Annotated in this window: 19 protein-coding genes; 13 read left to right on the top strand and 6 right to left on the bottom strand. The window is 59.3% G+C overall.

The features are described 5' to 3' along the window. Positions 1–86 precede the first annotated feature (86 nt). Complete coding sequence (locus tag IU397_RS19105) at positions 87–611, bottom strand: component of SufBCD complex (protein ID WP_204416880.1); 525 nt, start codon at positions 609–611, stop codon at positions 87–89. A gap of 237 nt (positions 612–848) precedes the next feature. Here IU397_RS19105 and hemB point away from each other — a divergent pair, with 237 nt between their 5' ends. Next, complete coding sequence (gene hemB / locus IU397_RS19100) at positions 849–1,844, top strand: porphobilinogen synthase (RefSeq protein WP_204416854.1); 996 nt, start codon at positions 849–851, stop codon at positions 1,842–1,844. Between the two features lie 134 nt (positions 1,845–1,978). Then, positions 1,979–2,548: a YSC84-related protein gene (locus IU397_RS19095; protein WP_204416853.1), complete on the top strand. Its 570-nt coding sequence runs from the start codon at positions 1,979–1,981 to the stop codon at positions 2,546–2,548. A gap of 100 nt (positions 2,549–2,648) precedes the next feature. On the opposite strand, the gene IU397_RS19090 is transcribed toward IU397_RS19095, so the two are convergent. Both IU397_RS19090 and dksA read right to left on the bottom strand, forming a co-directional pair. Beyond that, positions 2,649–3,818: an FAD-dependent monooxygenase gene (locus IU397_RS19090; RefSeq protein WP_204416851.1), complete on the bottom strand. Its 1,170-nt coding sequence runs from the start codon at positions 3,816–3,818 to the stop codon at positions 2,649–2,651. Between the two features lie 69 nt (positions 3,819–3,887). Beyond that, positions 3,888–4,310, bottom strand: coding sequence for an RNA polymerase-binding protein DksA (gene dksA / locus IU397_RS19085; protein ID WP_204416849.1), 423 nt, complete (start codon positions 4,308–4,310; stop codon positions 3,888–3,890). Between the two features lie 178 nt (positions 4,311–4,488). Between dksA and IU397_RS19080 the strand changes: the two genes are divergently transcribed. Then, positions 4,489–5,328 (top strand): MoxR family ATPase, encoded by an 840-nt coding sequence (locus tag IU397_RS19080; protein WP_204416847.1) that lies wholly within the window; start codon positions 4,489–4,491, stop codon positions 5,326–5,328. Further along, positions 5,279–6,025, top strand: coding sequence for a hypothetical protein (locus IU397_RS19075; protein WP_204416845.1), 747 nt, complete (start codon positions 5,279–5,281; stop codon positions 6,023–6,025). The genes IU397_RS19080 and IU397_RS19075 overlap by 50 nt, the downstream gene beginning before the upstream one ends. A 9-nt stretch (positions 6,026–6,034) precedes the next feature. On the opposite strand, the gene IU397_RS19070 is transcribed toward IU397_RS19075, so the two are convergent. Then, positions 6,035–7,054 carry an AraC family transcriptional regulator gene (locus tag IU397_RS19070; RefSeq protein WP_204416843.1) on the bottom strand — a complete coding sequence of 340 codons (1,020 nt, stop codon included), beginning with the start codon at positions 7,052–7,054 and terminating at the stop codon, positions 6,035–6,037. A 136-nt stretch (positions 7,055–7,190) separates the two neighbouring features. Between IU397_RS19070 and IU397_RS19065 the strand changes: the two genes are divergently transcribed. From IU397_RS19065 to IU397_RS19050, 4 genes are all read left to right on the top strand, one after another. Beyond that, positions 7,191–8,219, top strand: coding sequence for an alpha/beta fold hydrolase (locus tag IU397_RS19065; protein WP_204416841.1), 1,029 nt, complete (start codon positions 7,191–7,193; stop codon positions 8,217–8,219). Positions 8,220–8,509: 290 nt separating this feature from the next. Then, a complete protein-coding gene (locus IU397_RS19060) occupies positions 8,510–9,487 on the top strand; it encodes an ester cyclase (protein ID WP_204416839.1) in 978 nt (325 codons plus the stop codon). A 56-nt stretch (positions 9,488–9,543) separates the two neighbouring features. Beyond that, complete coding sequence (locus tag IU397_RS19055; protein ID WP_204416837.1) at positions 9,544–9,957, top strand: Fur family transcriptional regulator; 414 nt, start codon at positions 9,544–9,546, stop codon at positions 9,955–9,957. 5 nt (positions 9,958–9,962) lie between these two features. Further along, on the top strand, positions 9,963–10,835 hold the full coding sequence (locus IU397_RS19050; protein ID WP_204416835.1) for a DMT family transporter: 873 nt from the start codon (positions 9,963–9,965) through the stop codon (positions 10,833–10,835). Between the two features lie 9 nt (positions 10,836–10,844). On the opposite strand, the gene IU397_RS19045 is transcribed toward IU397_RS19050, so the two are convergent. After that, complete coding sequence (locus IU397_RS19045) at positions 10,845–11,042, bottom strand: hypothetical protein (RefSeq protein WP_204416833.1); 198 nt, start codon at positions 11,040–11,042, stop codon at positions 10,845–10,847. Between the two features lie 165 nt (positions 11,043–11,207). On the opposite strand from IU397_RS19045, the gene IU397_RS19040 reads away from it, so the two are divergent. From IU397_RS19040 to IU397_RS19020, 5 genes are all read left to right on the top strand, one after another. After that, a complete protein-coding gene (locus tag IU397_RS19040) occupies positions 11,208–12,347 on the top strand; it encodes an acyl-CoA dehydrogenase family protein (protein ID WP_204416831.1) in 1,140 nt (379 codons plus the stop codon). After that, the gene (locus IU397_RS19035) at positions 12,344–13,381 is read left to right on the top strand and encodes an enoyl-CoA hydratase/isomerase family protein (protein WP_204416829.1); all 1,038 of its coding nucleotides are present in this window, start codon (positions 12,344–12,346) and stop codon (positions 13,379–13,381) included. Before IU397_RS19040 ends, IU397_RS19035 begins: the two co-directional genes overlap by 4 nt. Before the next feature lies 1 nt (position 13,382). Next, positions 13,383–14,255 carry a 3-hydroxyisobutyrate dehydrogenase gene (mmsB, locus tag IU397_RS19030; protein ID WP_204416827.1) on the top strand — a complete coding sequence of 291 codons (873 nt, stop codon included), beginning with the start codon at positions 13,383–13,385 and terminating at the stop codon, positions 14,253–14,255. Continuing rightward, a complete protein-coding gene (locus tag IU397_RS19025; protein ID WP_204416825.1) occupies positions 14,255–14,392 on the top strand; it encodes a hypothetical protein in 138 nt (45 codons plus the stop codon). The genes mmsB and IU397_RS19025 overlap by 1 nt, the downstream gene beginning before the upstream one ends. Before the next feature lie 66 nt (positions 14,393–14,458). Next, entirely contained in the window at positions 14,459–14,653 is a 195-nt protein-coding gene (locus tag IU397_RS19020; protein WP_204416823.1) for a hypothetical protein, read from the top strand. 207 nt (positions 14,654–14,860) lie between these two features. On the opposite strand, the gene IU397_RS19015 is transcribed toward IU397_RS19020, so the two are convergent. After that, positions 14,861–15,784 carry a patatin-like phospholipase family protein gene (locus IU397_RS19015; protein WP_204416821.1) on the bottom strand — a complete coding sequence of 308 codons (924 nt, stop codon included), beginning with the start codon at positions 15,782–15,784 and terminating at the stop codon, positions 14,861–14,863. Between the last annotated feature and the right edge of the window lie 4 nt (positions 15,785–15,788).

The raw sequence follows: 15,788 nt of genomic DNA, 5'->3' as shown, positions 1-15,788 counted from the left end.
CGCTGATCGTGCCAGCCTGTTGCCGATTGTCAGAAAACGGTCTGCTGGCGTCTTGAATGAACCGTCTGGCCAAAGCCAAGTTCAGATCAAAACCCGCCCCACGGGCCAAGGGCCATGTTTTGCAGCATGCCCCAGATCGACGTTATGAAGATCGAGATCATCCCGATCACCTGGGTGATGAAGCGGTGTTTGGACAAGCGCGGATACAGGTCCTGTCCATCTGCTTGCAGGATGCCACGCGCCGTATGGATCGTCAGGGCCAGAACGATGCTCAGCGGAAAAGCCAGCAAAAAAACGGCCTGCGCAAACTCAACCCCATAGAGGAACCCCATTGTAGCCAACGCCGTCAGGGCGAAAGAGCCAAAGGCAAGGATCCAGAGCCCGGATAGATCGGTGATATAAATGATGCGGTTTACGTTAACCCGGACGATATCGCGCAGGTCATCCTCTGCCTCGCCTCCGTAGCGTCGCGCACGGGCGACCATATCATAGGGAACACCCAACACATAATGGCTCGCCGAAGACCAAACCACGGCCAGCGCGATCCAATACCAAAGGTTTGAGAACGACCTGAGATCGATCAATTCAAATACTGTTTCATACCAATCCAGCACGGATGGCCTGCCCCGTTTTGTCTGTCCTGCGCCAGTCTCCCGAGGCATCCCACTGTGACCCATGTCATAGGCAGGTTAACGGCAGGCAAATTGGCCGGATCTTAGCCACAGATCATTTCGCGACCCACAGCGATATCGACGCACCTTATTGCGGGTTATCCGGAATTGTAAGCCTTGAGAAAGCCGTGTGATCCATGCAACCTCCCCTGACCACCGACCGCCAGGAGATCGCCCGTGCGACCGACCCAAGCCGCCTTCCCCGCCACCCGGCACCGTCGTCTGCGTCAGGGGCCGGCCCTCCGCGCCATGGTCAGCGAAACGACCCTGTCACCGGCGGATCTGATCTGGCCGCTTTTCGTCTGCGACGGCGACGGCGTGACCCAGCCGATCGCCTCGATGCCCGGTGTGGTGCGGCGATCGGTTGATCAGATCGTCGTGACAGCCCGGGAGGCACAGGCGCTTGGCATACCGGCGATCTGCCTCTTTCCCTATACGGATCCAGCGCTGAAAACAGATGCCTGCGAGGAAGCGTGGAACCCTGACAATCTTGCCAATCGTGCGATACGTGCGGTCAAGGCAACGGTTCCGGATCTTGCGATCATGACCGATGTCGCGCTCGACCCCTATAACGCAAACGGTCATGACGGGATCGTGCGCGACGGTCAGATCCTGAATGATGAGAGTGTCGAGGCATTGGTGAAAATGGCGCTGGCCCAGGCTGCATCCGGCGCGGATATCCTGGGCCCCTCTGATATGATGGATGGCCGGATCGGCGCGATGCGGACGGCGCTTGAAACGGCAGGCCACCAGAACGTCACCATCCTGAGTTACGCCGCCAAATATGCATCCGCCTTTTATGGCCCGTTTCGCGATGCTGTCGGCGCATCGGGAGCGCTGACGGGCGATAAGAAAACCTACCAGATGGATCCCGCCAACACCGACGAGGCCCTCCGCTTGATCGAACGCGACCTCAGCGAAGGGGCCGACATGGTGATGGTCAAACCCGGTATTGCCTATCTGGACATCTGCCACAGGGTGAAACAGACCTTCGGCGCCCCGACATTCGCCTATCAGGTGTCGGGCGAATACGCGATGATCGAAGCCGCCGCCGCGAATGGCTGGATCGATGGAGATGCCGTGATGATGGAAAGCATGATGGCGTTCAAGCGGGCGGGATGTGACGGTGTTCTCACATATTTTGCGCACCGCATCGCGAAGGCTTTGTCCTAAAATCGACCGCTCACAAATATGCGGAACCGGCGCATATATAGTGACAAGGCCGATTGATTCCCCTATCTTGACCGCAACTGGCGACATAAGCCGGATTTTCCGAGGCGCGAAACAAAATATAGGGCAGTACAGTCATGCGTATCCCATCCACATTAAGCCGCCGGGGGTTTCTCCTTGGCGCTGGATCAACAGTTACCTTGGCCGCCGGATGCGGTAACGGTGTGGGCTCTGATGGTGGGACACGGATCGACCAGCGCGTGGATGCGACCCGTAATTTCCTGTTCTCGCGCTATCCCGAAACACGATCCCTGGCCGATAAGTCGGCAGGCGTGCTTTACATGCCGTTGATCACCAAAGCAGGCTTTGGTGTAGGGGGCAGTTATGGGCGGGGAGCGCTGCGGATCAACGGCGCGACGGTTGACTATTATCAAGCCGCCCAGGCCACGATCGGCTTTCAGATCGGTGCCCAACAATTTGCCCATGCGCTGTTCTTCATCACCCAGGCCGCATTGACCGATTTCCGCACATCCACCGGATGGTCGGTCGGAGCCGATGCTGAATATGCATTAAATGATCGTGGTGGCAACCTGTCGGCCGAAACCTTGACCGCCACATCTCCGGTGGTTGCTGTCATCTTTGGCCAGGCCGGGTTGCTGGTTGGTGCGACGTTGGAAGGCACAAAATACACGCGCATCATTCCGTGACAAAGGTCGCATCACGCAGTGATGGGACCCGCGGCGCGGGACGCGCGAAAAAGAATGCGGGTCTGCCAGGACCCGCGCCGTTTAACAGCGGCACCGAACATCACCTGCTTTGGGTGACATCGTGATCGTAAAGCCAGCGAAACCGGTCGGCCAGAAATCCCGGCATTGCGGCACCAATCATCCTCAACCCGGCATGGGCCACACCACGAACGACCGGATGCCGCAAATGGTATTTGCGCGCGTTTGCATTGGCCGCCGCGATGATCCGGCGTGTCCGGTCTATCCTGCGCTGTTGATAAATGGCGCATGCCGTTTGCCAGTCTTCGGCTCCTGACAGGGCATCCGCCAGGACCCAGGCATCTTCCAGCGCCATGCAGGCCCCTTGGGCAAGAAACGGCAATGTCGGATGCGCCGCATCCCCCAGCAAAACCGCGGCGGGGCCAAACCACCGCTCCGCCACGGGGTGCCGGAACAAACCCCAGAGATGACAGGACTCAACGCCTGCCAGCCAAGCGGGAACCGGTCCGCCAAAGCTTGCAAAGGCGTGGCGCAGATTATCGGGGTCATCTGTGTGGGTCCAACCTTCCCGGACCCAATCGTCCTGCTCCTCCACCCCCACAAGGTTCAAAAGCGCCCCACCACGCAGGGGATAGGCGACCAGATGTCGGCCGGGGCCCATGAACACTTGAGCGACGGGATCCGCGTCCGGCGACCCCGGCACCAGCGCGCGCCAGGCGACCTGCCCTGTGAAAAAGGGCGCCGTCTCCTGCTCAGCAAGGGCCTGGCGCACGACAGACTGCAACCCGTCCGCTCCCACGACCTTTGCCATCTCAATGGTTTCGCCGCCGTCGAGATCAGCCGACGCGCGCTCACCGTCCAGTGCCACGACTGTCACCCGTTGGCCAAGGCGTATCTGCACCCCCGCCTGCCGGGCTCCCTCCAACAGAACACCGATCAGATCGGCCCTGTGGACCAACGCAAACGCTCCGCGCCCCTTAAAATCAAGGCGGGTTACCTGTCGCCCGCGGGCGTAATCTCGCAACACGACGCCTTGGGAGGCCACCGCCACATCCCGCACCGCATCCCACAGTGCCAGGGCGCGCAAGACTGCCATGCCATTGGGCGAGATCTGGATCCCCGCGCCGACCTCACAGATCTCGGGCGCCTGCTCCAGCACCGTCACATGTGCCCCACGCAACGCCAGGGCGCGTGCTGCGGCCAGACCACCGATGCCTGCCCCCAGAACCGTGACCTGTTGCCCGATCAGCATGAGCCTCTCCCAAACGCAAACCGCCGGGGCAGCGAACCCCGGCGGTAATTTCTATCTTGCAATCCGCGGTCAGTCGTCGCGATGCACCTTTTCACGCCGCTCATGACGCTCCTGCGCCTCCAGGCTCAGTGTCGCGATGGGCCGGGCATCCAAGCGTTTCAGCGAAATCGGTTCCCCGGTCGCCTCGCAATACCCGTATTCGCCTTCATCTATGCGGCGCAGTGCGCTGTCGATCTTGGCGACCAGTTTGCGCTGCCTGTCCCGGGTCCGCAACTCCAGCGCGCGGTCGGTTTCCTCGCTGGCGCGGTCGGCCACGTCGGGGATGTTGCGGGTCTGGTCCTGCAAGCCCTCGATCGTGTCACGGCTTTCGGCCATCAGATCGTTCTTCCAGTTGTTCAGCTTCCGGCGAAAATATTCGACTTGGCGCTCATTCATGAACGGCTCGTCTTCCGCAGGGCGATAATCGTCTGGTAAGAAAACTTCCTGCTTCATATCTGCTCCCTCCTGCAGACCGGCATCTACGTGTGACGGTGCAATCATAATACGGTACCCTCTCGCCGCTGACCTACTGGAAGAACCTCCCCTTGTCACGTCTCTAATAGACTGTAAATGGTTGGATCTGACGATTGTGAACGCCATTGGCGCCCTGCCCAACAACCGGGAAAGTTTAATGAAATTTGAAGGTACCGAAGACTACGTCGCCACACAGGACCTGACGGTTGCCGTCAATGCCGCGGTAGCGTTGGAACGCCCCCTGCTCGTCAAAGGGGAACCCGGAACCGGCAAGACCGAACTGGCCAAACAGGTCGCCCGCGCCCTGGATCTGCCAATGATCGAGTGGCATATCAAGTCAACGACACGCGCCGCACAGGGCCTTTATGAATACGATGCGGTGAGCCGCCTACGCGACAGCCAACTGGGTGATGACCGCGTTCATGATGTGGCTAACTACATAAAAAAAGGGAAACTTTGGCAGGCTTTCACTGCGCCCGGCAAGGTCGTGTTGTTGATCGACGAGATCGATAAGGCCGATATCGAATTTCCCAATGACCTGCTGCAAGAGCTCGACCGGATGGAGTTCCATGTCTACGAGACGGGCGAGACGATCCGTGCCTACAACCGCCCCGTCGTGATCATCACATCGAACAATGAAAAGGAACTGCCGGACGCCTTCCTGCGCCGCTGCTTTTTCCACTACATCCAATTCCCTGACATGGACACGATGCGCAAAATCGTGGCCGTGCATCATCCCGGGATCAAGGACGCGTTGTTGACGACGGCATTAACCCAGTTTTACGAAATTCGTGACCAGCAAGGTCTGAAGAAGAAGCCCAGCACATCTGAAGTGCTGGATTGGTTGAAACTCCTCCTGGCTGAAGATCTGACGGCTGATGACCTGAAACGCGATGGTGCCTCAGCCCTGCCCAAGCTGCACGGTGCGCTCTTGAAGAACGAACAGGATGTACGTCTGTTCGAACGGCTGGCCTTCATGGCGCGGGGTCAGCGTTGATCCCAAAGCGGGGTTAAAAATTTCTGGCGACACGCCGCCGCGCCACGAAAATGACAAACTGTCCCGCGACCTCTACGCCATGGCAGCGTACCACAAGCACCCGATCGATGGCGGCTTTCGATATGCCCAGCACTGCGTCCCGCGCCATGCATCCGTGCTGCATGCTCTGGTCGGTCTCTTTTTCCTGGGGGTGACTGTCCTGTTCGGCAAAGCGGTGTGGCACGCACTGGATATCGACAGTTGGAGGCAACTCCGTCACGCCTTTGACGGTGGGGCAGAGCTGTTGTTTTTGGTTGGCTTGATCCCGTTCTTCTTTGCCCAGGAATACTTACGGTCGGCGTTTTTCCGGTCCCGGCGGGCATTAGTCGTCTTTCCTGACCAACGGCGACTGGGGGTTGAGCGCTGGCGCCGAGGCGAAGTGAAGCGGACGGATCTCTTTGATTTTGACGATATAACACTGATCAAAATTACCAACGACGATCCGGATTCACGGATCCTCTACCAGCCGGGTAATGGCCCCTGTTTCTTTTTCATGAAAACAATCGCCATTAGGGTCCGGTCCAAGGGATCGATCAAATTCACATACCCCAACGCCTTTGCCCGCGAAGTCGTCGCTGAATTGCGGGAATTGGTGTTTTTGGAGCGTCAAAGCCAACCAAGGGGAATGCGCGGACTGATGACAAGACTGTTTCACTGATCCGCCGCCTCACCCGCTCGGGTTTGGCGGATGTGCAAGCTGCTTGGTCAACCATGCGCTTGGGGGAACTCCCATCACCCGCAGGAATTCTCGGTTGAAGTTGGATTTGGTATTGAAGCCACTGTCCAGCATGGCTGCTGTCACGCTTTGGCCGTTAAGCAGGAGGTCCCTGGCATGGCGTATTCGAAATCCGTTGACGTAACGGGACACATTATCGCCAGTCGCCTGATTGATCGCAGATGAAAGCTGCTTTGCTGGCACGAGCATCCTCTTGGACAGCCGCGAAAGCGTCAGATCGGGGTCCAGAAACAGTTGTTCGCCCTGAATGAGGTCATCCAACTGCGCAATCAGGGCCGAGTTGCGTTCGGCATCGACCTCTCGCGTGACCGGTTTGGGCACGTCATCCGGTTCGCCCGTATCCAATGAACTCGACAAGCTCAGAACCCCCACCAAAAGCAACGATACCGAAGAGCCGACGCTGATAATCAAGGGTTGCCATTGAGGTTGATCGTAGAATTGCACGATCGCGATCAGCACATCGCTGATGGCGGACAGAAGCAGGGCCCAGGCAATGCCGCTCCAGATCAGCCGGGGAACATTGCCGGTTTCCAATCGTATCCGCGGCAATTCATCCGACCCTGGTTTCAAAGCCCACAGGAGTGCTGCCCCGTAAACGGCAAAGATGGCAGGCACGACCGGATCCAGGGCAATCGGTGCAAAGGCCACGCAAAACGCCACAAAGGCGGGGATTGCCGCATGGGGCAGGTCTCGCGCCAGATCGATCTGGCGCACGGCTGTGGTCTGGAATGTAACCCATGCCAGCGGAGGCAAGGCCACCGCAGTCACGGGCTGCACCAAGCGGAAGGCCGTCACACCGTAATACTGGGTCAGCGAGACGATCACCGCCTGCAGGGCACACCCACCCAGCAGGATCGAGAACATGAGCGGCCGGTCGCGGCGCATCTGCGTTTGGACCAACAAAAAGCCCAGGGTGAGCGCGGCGATCATCGGAATGGGTAAAACAAGCATGGTTGGTCCTCTTTGATGGGTCCGACGTAGGCCCAAGACCGGTCTTGCTCGACCTCAATCCGGTTTCAGGACGCGCAGATCTGCGTGTTTCGCCAAAACCGCCGTCATCACTTCACTGAAAACGGAGATCAAGATCATGACATGCCGCCCTCTGACCCTTGCCGCCCTGATCGGGCTGGCCCAGATCGTCAGCCCCGCCGAGGCCCAGGATATTCCCGGCTACGACCGGTTCGATATAAGTGCCGCGCATCGGTCAATGCCCCTGGCGGCATCTGTCTGGTATCCAGCGGGCCGGGCCACCTATCGCAACGTGATCGGCGATAGCGCAATCTTTGAGGGCTCACCCGCCTATATCGGGGCCGCGATTGCCCCCGGCCCTTATCCGGTCATCGTGCTCTCCCACGGATCCGGCGGTAACATGGATGCCATTAGTTGGCTGTCATCAAGGCTGGCCCTGGAAGGCGCCATTGTGCTGGCCGTAAATCACCCGGGCAGCACGTCGGGTGACAGCTCTCCCCGCCGGTCGGTTCAGTTGACGCAACGGGCGGCGGATCTGTCGGCGGCCCTAGATACGCTTTTGAACGATCCACATTTCGGGCCCTTCATCGACCCGGGTCGGATCGCGTCAGTCGGCTTTTCATTGGGGGGGTCGACAGTGCTGAAACTGGGCGGAGCGGCGTTTGAGCGCGATAGCTACAAAACTTATTGCGAGACCCAGCCGGAAACCGATGCAGGTTGTCTGTTCCTGGCGAAAGGTGGTGTCGATCTGGGTAAGCTGCCCGATACATGGGAACAGTCCATACGCGACCCCCGCATTACCGCGACGATTGCCATCGATCCGGGCTGGACCCATGCTGTGACCGCCGCGAGTGCTGGGGCTATGGACCAACCGACCCTGTTCCTCAACTTGGGAGCGCCGGAACCCTGGCAGGCGGCGGATGTCACGCCAAACGGCAGTGATCTGATGAACAAGATGCCTGATGTGACGTATCACGCGATCAGCCCCGCCAATCACTTCACCTTTCTGGCGGTTTGCAAACCCAACGGTGCGGCATTTCTGGAGGAGCAGGAAGATGACCCGATCTGCACCGATCCGCAAAACACAGACCGCAATGCAGTGCATGATGAAATCATCGCGCAAATCTCGGCCTTTCTAAAGCTTTAGGGCGATACCGATCCTCTGCGACGCTTTGATATCGCAGTGATGTAGTGGCGGGCCGATCTGGCCCGCCACTTGGGGTTTGTGGTTTATGCCCGGTCCATATTATGGTTCGACGGGCTCAAGGTTATTGTTCGGCCAGATCCTCTGCATCACCGAGCACAATGCGCAAGAGCTCGCCGATCCACGGGTCAGAAAACAAGCCCCAGACAATTGAAATGGCTGGCATTTGCCGATCCAATTTCGCTAGACAAAAATCATGTGCGCCTAGACAACCAGCGTGCAATGGATACCCCATGACGATTGCCCCAGGTTTCGACCCAAAGTGGAAGACGTTTCCAGATTTCATCCTCGGCATGACCCGGGAGATCTGGGAAGATCGCGGTATCGCCACGCTCAAACAGTATTACGGACCAGATCTTGTGGTGCGCTCCCCGGCCTCCGTCGTGGTGGGCAATGATGGTATTATCGCGGCCACACGGGAAACATTGGCGGAATTTCCGGACCGGCAACTGCCGGGGGAAGATGTGATCTGGTGCGATGACGACGGATTGATGAGCTCCCATCGGTTGTTGTGTACCGCAACCCATAGTGGTGCGGGGCGCTACGGCCCCCCGACCGGCCAGCGCCTAACCTATCGTATTCTGGCCGATTGTTACTGTGCCGAGAATCAGGTGCGCGATGAATGGCTCGTCCGTGATCAGGGCGCGATTGTTCGGCAGATGGGGTTTGACCTAACGGAGTGGACCCGCGATCTGATCCGACGCGAGGGCGGGCCCAACCATTGCACGCTACCATTGACGCCCGAAACGGATCTGGAGGGCCCCTATCGCGGTCGCGGGAATGACCATGAGATGGGTCAAGCGCTCGCCGACATCCTCACCCAGATCATGCAGGCGGATTTCGCGATTATCACCGAACGCTATGACCGGGCCTGCGCGCTGCATTATCCCGGCCACGTCACCGATTATGGCCACGGTGTTGCTGATCGGTTTTGGCTGTCTCTGCGCTCAGCCTTCCCGTCCGCCCGATTTCAGATTGCCCATCGCATTGGCCGAAACGATCCACTGCTGCCCCCCCGTGCCGCAATCCGGTGGTCGCTTAACGGGCGTCACGATGGATGGGGCATGTTTGGAAAGCCCAGTCACGCGCAGATCCATGTCATGGGCATCACACATGTCGAATTTGGGCCGCGCGGCATCACCAAGGAATGGACGTTGATCGATGAGACCGCGATCTTAAAACAGATATTGCTGGCAACCGGCGATGTCTGATCCCTTTTCCTGACCGACGTTCTAAGATACCAACAGGGCTCAGGTGTGGAGGAGCCATGGCCGATAGCATCATTGCCCGGCTTGAGGAAAAGGGATTGCGCATGACCGGCCAACGCCGTGTCATTGCAGAGGTTTTGGAAGCATCCAGCGACCATCCAGATGCCGAAGAACTGTTCCACCGCGCCTCTGCCCGTGACAGCAAGATCTCCATCGCGACGGTTTACCGGACCGTCAAACTTTTCGAGGAAACGGGCATACTCGACCGGCTGGAATTTGGCGATGGCCGTGCCAGGTATGAGGATGCCGAACGCGATCACCATGACCATCTGATCGATATGAACAGCGGCAAGGTCATCGAGTTTTGCGACCCCGAGATTGAGGCACTGCAAGAAAAGATCGCAGCAAAGCTCGGCTACCGGTTAAAGGGGCACCGGCTGGAACTTTACGGGGTTCCGCTCAAAAAAGGCTGACATCCATGGATACCGTGCGGGCCGCGGCCCTAATGACCCTGGCCATGGCCGGGTTCGCGGCAGGCGACGCGCTGATCAAGGAAGCCAGCGCCACGTTGACCAACTGGCAGATCCTGTTGCTGCTGGGCGGCGGTGGTTCCGCAATATTTGCATGTTTGGCAATCCTGCGCGGTGTTCCGTTGATCAACGCGGTATTCTGGAACCGCGCCATTCTGGTCCGCAACGGCTTTGAGATGCTGGCGGCCTTGAGCATGATCACCGCCCTGTCGCGTGTACCTCTCACGACGCTGACGGTGATCTTGCAAGCCACGCCCCTGTTAGTCACAGCCGGCGCCGTTCTGGTATTCGGCATGCAGGTTGGGTGGCGACGTTGGAGCGCGATCAGCTTTGGCTTCGTTGGTGTTCTGCTGATCTTGCGACCGGGCCTGGAAGGATTCGATCCCAACGCTCTTTTTGCCTTGGCTGCTGCGATAGCCTTGGCTGCTCGGGATCTGGCGACGCGCGCTGTTCCCGGTTCGGTCCATTCCCTCTTGTTGGCATTTTATGGCTTTGCCGTCATCGCACCGCTGGGCATGATCGGCATCGCCGTCGATCCCGGCGGCACAGCGTGGCAAACCACAGGTGTGACGTTAATGATCCTCGCAGTCATTCTTACGGCCTGCGCGTATTACGCCATCACCGCCGCGATGCGGATCGGGGATATCGCGGCGGTGGCGCCGTTCCGATATGCCCGGCTGCTGTTTGGCTTGTTGATCGGGATCATCGCGTTTAACGAACGCCCCGATCTGCTGACCTATGCCGGTGCCGCGCTGATATTGGGATCGGGGCTTTACACCTTAGCCCGCGACCGCAGGACACGGCACACCCCACAGAATTGATCAAAGCGGTCAATCTACCGAAACGGTTACTCCCGTCCGCCCGTCAATCATCGCGCCGTTCTGCTCTGGGACATTTCCATTATAGGCCAGCCAGGACGTCAAACCAGCCAGCAGAAGCAGGGCAAACACAACGACAGCCGCCATCCCGAACAGGGACGGACCATGACGTTCAGCTTGCTTTTCGAGATTGGTATCGGGGGCAGACATGGGTTTCTCCTTTTGGTTGGAGGCACAACGCAGCCGATCTCTCCAAAGTTCCGAATGCTTGGGATGTGATGGCTACGGTAAGCACGGCTAGACAAACGCGCCGCACGGAATCATACAAGTGTTCAATTCTTTTGTGCTCCAACCGCAATAGACAGGATACGGCCCATGAATTTTGAGCTGACCGAGGAACAGACCGCCATCTTTGACATGGCCAGCGCCTTTGGTGAGGGTGAAATCGCGCCACATGCCCGCAAATGGGAAACCGACGGGACAATCCCCAAGGATCTGTGGCCGAAATTGGCTGAACTTGGCTTTGCCGGGCTTTACGTGCGCGAAGAAAGCGGCGGATCCGGTTTGACCCGTTTGGATGCCACGCTGGTCTTTGAGGCGCTCAGCCGCTCTTGCGCCTCTGTTGCTGCATTCCTTTCGATCCACAATATGTGCGCCTGGATGATCGACAGCTTCGGTGATGAGGCGATGCGCGACCGGCTCTTGCCAGACGCCCTGACCATGGCCGATATCTACAGCTACTGCCTGACCGAACCCGGTTCCGGCTCAGACGCGGCGGCGTTGAAAACCAAGGCTGTGCGCACCAATGCGGGCTATGAACTGACGGGCACAAAGGCGTTCATCTCGGGCGGTGGCTATTCGGATGCCTACATCGTGATGTGCCGCACGGGCGATGACAGCCCACGCGGTGTGTCAGCGATCATCGTGCGCGACGGGGCGGAGGGGCTGAGCTTTGGCGGCCTTGAAGACAAGATGGGCTGGCGCAGCCAACCCACCCGGCAGGTCCAGTTGGATGCCTGCAAAGCACCCGCTGAGAACCTGTTGGGAGAAGAAAGCATGGGGTTCAAATACGCCATGGCGGGCTTGGATGGTGGGCGTCTGAACATCGCCGCCTGCTCCCTGGGCGCTGCCCAAGCCGCGCTTGATCAAACCATGGCCTATATGAACGAACGGCAAGCCTTTGGCCGCAAGCTGCACGATTTCCAGGCGCTGCAATTCCGCCTCGCTGATATGGAGATCGAACTTCAGGCCGCCCGCACCTTCCTGCGCCAAGCCGCCTGGAAGCTTGACCGTAAAACACCTGATGCCGGCCAGCATTGCGCCATGGCCAAGAAATTCGTGACCGAGGCTGGCTCCAGCGTCGCAGACCAATGCCTGCAACTCCACGGTGGCTACGGCTATCTGGCCGATTACGGGATCGAGAAGATCGTGCGCGATCTGCGGGTTCACCAGATCCTGGAAGGCACGAACGAGATCATGCGCGTCATCACAGCCCGGCACATGCTGACTTCATGAACGACATCCATATCCGCCAGACCGGTGCGGTCGGCCATATCACCCTGAACCGCCCGGATGCGCTGAACGCTCTGACACATCAGATGTGTCTCGACATCGACGGGGCCCTGAAACGCTGGGCCGACGATGACGGCATCGCCCTATTGGTGTTCGACGCCATGGGCGACCGCGCCTTTTGCTCTGGTGGCGACATTGCGGAAATGTACGCGACCGGAAAGGCAGGCGATTACACCTATGGCCGCCGCTTCTGGCGCGATGAATACCGGATGAATGCGCGGCTGTTTTCCTTTCCCAAACCCGTGGTCAGCTTCCTGCAAGGCTACACTATGGGTGGCGGTGTCGGCGTCGGGTGCCATGGCTCCCACCGGATTGTTTGCGAAACCTCCCGCATCGCCATGCCCGAATGTGGCATCGGCCTTGTCCCGGATGTCGGCGGCTCCCTGATCCTGGCCCGCGCACCGGGTTACCTGGGCGAATACCTGGGCACCACGGCCCATCGCATGGGGCCCAGCGATGCCATCCTTGCGGGTTTTGCCGACTATTTCGTGCCACAGGATCAGTGGGACAGCCTCAAAAAACAGCTCCTCGAAACTGCCGACCTGACTCTGATCGATACCGCCACATCCGATCCCGGGCCGCCGTTACTGGACGATCACCGCGCCGAGATCGACGATATGTTCGGTTGCGATAATCTTGCCTCAATCGCCAACCGCCTTTCTGCTGCTGGAACCGATTTTGCCGATGAAACGCTGGCGAAGCTTGGCAAACCCTCTCCGCTCGCCATGGCCTGCGCGATCGAGGTCATCCGCAGGGTGCGCGGCCCTGATGACATCCGCTATGCGCTGGAACAGGAATACCGCTTCACCTTTCGCTCCGCCGAACATGGGGAGTTCATCGAAGGCATCCGCGCCGCAATCATCGACAAAGACAAAAACCCCCACTGGCACCATGACGGCCCGACAGCCGTACCGCAGGCGGATATTACAAAAATGCTGCTCCCGTTGGGGGAAAGCGCACTCACCTGGGAGGACTGACATGCAAATTGGCTTCATCGGATTGGGCAATATGGGCGCACCCATGGCCGCCAACCTTGCTGCGGCGGGTCACCAGGTCACCGGCTATGACATGGCGGTCCCCGGCGCCGATGGTATCGCAACAGCCGCCGATGCTGCCGAAGTCGCGGATGGCGCAGATGTCGTTATCACCATGCTCCCGAACGGAGAGATCCTGCGTGCCGTCGCCGACCAGATCCACCCCGCCATGGCCACCGGAGCCGTCCATCTGGATTGCTCCACCGTCGATGTCGAAAGCGCCCGCGCCGTGGCCGAACAGGCGATGAAATACACCCTTCTGGCCGTCGATGCTCCGGTCTCGGGTGGCGTCGGCGGGGCCGCTGCAGGCACCCTGACCTTCATGGCTGGCGGACAGGAGGCGGCCTTTGCGAAGGTCGAGCCTCTTTTTGCGATCATGGGTCAAAAGGCCGTCCATTGCGGCGAGGCTGGTGCGGGTCAGGCTGCCAAGATCTGCAACAACATGATCCTTGGCGTCACGATGATCGCGACATGCGAGGCCTTTGCCCTGGCCGACAAACTGGGTCTCGACCGGCAAAAAATGTTCGACGTAGTCAGCACCTCCTCCGGCTACAGCTGGTCGATGAACGCCTACTGCCCCGCGCCAGGCATCGGCCCGCACAGCCCCGCCGACAACGATTACCAGCCCGGTTTCGCAGCCGATCTTATGCTCAAGGACCTCCGCCTCAGCCAGCACGCGGCCGAAGTCGTGGATGCCGACACGCCCCTGGGCCAGCACGCAACCGCCCTCTACCGACAATTCGTCGAAGACGAAAATGGCCAAGGCCGTGACTTCTCCGCCATGCTTCCCCGGTTTGAAAAACGCGGACACAGATGATGAAACAACCGCTCTTCTCTGCTTTCGTCAAGGCCACGGATAAGCTGAGTGGGCCACCTAAAGCGTCCCTCGCCTGGGCGTTCAGCAAACGGACCCAGTTCGAGATCTGGGATGACCGCGTCACAATCGGGCAGTAGACCCTGCCCCACAACCGGATCACCGCGGCGACGCTGTATCAAGCCGGAACAGGTCTGCCGTCGCGCATGCTGGAGTTGTGCAGCGCCACGCAGACTGTTCAAATAAACTTCAATCCTGGAACGGATCTAATCCCGCGTCTCTCGTACAAGGTGATCCTGCAACCCTATCCGGTACATCTCCAGACGATCCGGATCATGATACGTGTCATTCTGGTGGTCGCGATCACCGTCGCCTTGGCCGACTTGGTGTTTAATTTCTAACTGCGGTTGGGATCGGTGCGTATTTTGGGAAACTGGTGCCCCGGCAACTGGTCACGCATTCGCGAGCGGTTCTTCCGCCCTCCATCATAAGCCAAAGGCGCCAAAAACGCATGCCCCAGCAGTCACCCTCACCATCCGTTCCGCGCGATGAAACCCGCGCCCGCCCGCGCGGGGGCTCGATGCCCCCAAGGGCGGCCTGCACCCCCATCACACGCCGGGATCTGTCAGCGCTTCAATGAAGTCCTCGTTGCGTCGAACCATCTCATGCCCCTCGGCAATAGCCCCGGCAGCCATGTGAAAATCAAAAATCGACATCGCTCCCAACGTCCCGTTTAGCTGCACATGGGGTGGGTCACCGGCCAGACGCGACCGCTGGATATGGTCAATCATGATCTCGATCGAGGCGGTCAGCACCTGCATGTAACTCGGCGGGACGGGCCCCTTGATCGGAGAGGACAAGCTCAGCAAGGCTGTCTGCATCTGCTCTGGCAAGGCCGCAAAGAAACCTTGTTGCGAATTGTCACCCTCCACCAAGTCCCCTTTCTGCGCGGCTTCGGTGCTGGACCGCCAGATCACACCGTCCAGCCGGGCATTCGGATTAACCGCGATAATGATCTGCGCATCCTGCATCCGTGCCGCGCTCACCGGGATCGGATTGACCAAACCGCCATCCAGCAACCAGCGCCCGCCGACAAAATGGGGGCTGATCACACCCGGCAGCGCAATCGATGCGCGCACCGCATCGAACAGGGACCCCTCTTTGAACCAGTGCTCTGCTCCGGTCACCATGTCAGTGGCCACTGCGACAAAGGGCAAAGGTAAATCCTCGATCCGGTCGGGCAGACCAATATCGCCGAAAAGCCGCTCCAACGCACGCCCATGAACCAAACCACCGGATCCAAGGTTCAGATCCAACAGCCGGGCAAAGCTGACCCGGGTCAGGCTGCGCGCCCAGGCTTCCAATTCCTCCAGCTTGCCCGCCGCATAAACTGCCCCGACCAAAGCCCCGATCGAGGCTCCGGCTATCACATCAGGCGACGTCCGTCGTTCCACCAAAGCCTGCAAAACGCCGATATGGCAAAAACCCCGTGCCCCACCGCTGCCGAGTGCCACTCCGATCCTAGGCCGCATCGGA

The sequence above is a fragment of the Actibacterium sp. 188UL27-1 genome (assembly GCF_016901225.1).
Lineage (GTDB): Bacteria > Pseudomonadota > Alphaproteobacteria > Rhodobacterales > Rhodobacteraceae > 188UL27-1.
The sequence above is the reverse complement of the archived record's forward strand: the minus strand, read 5'-3'. Positions and strand labels throughout refer to the sequence as shown.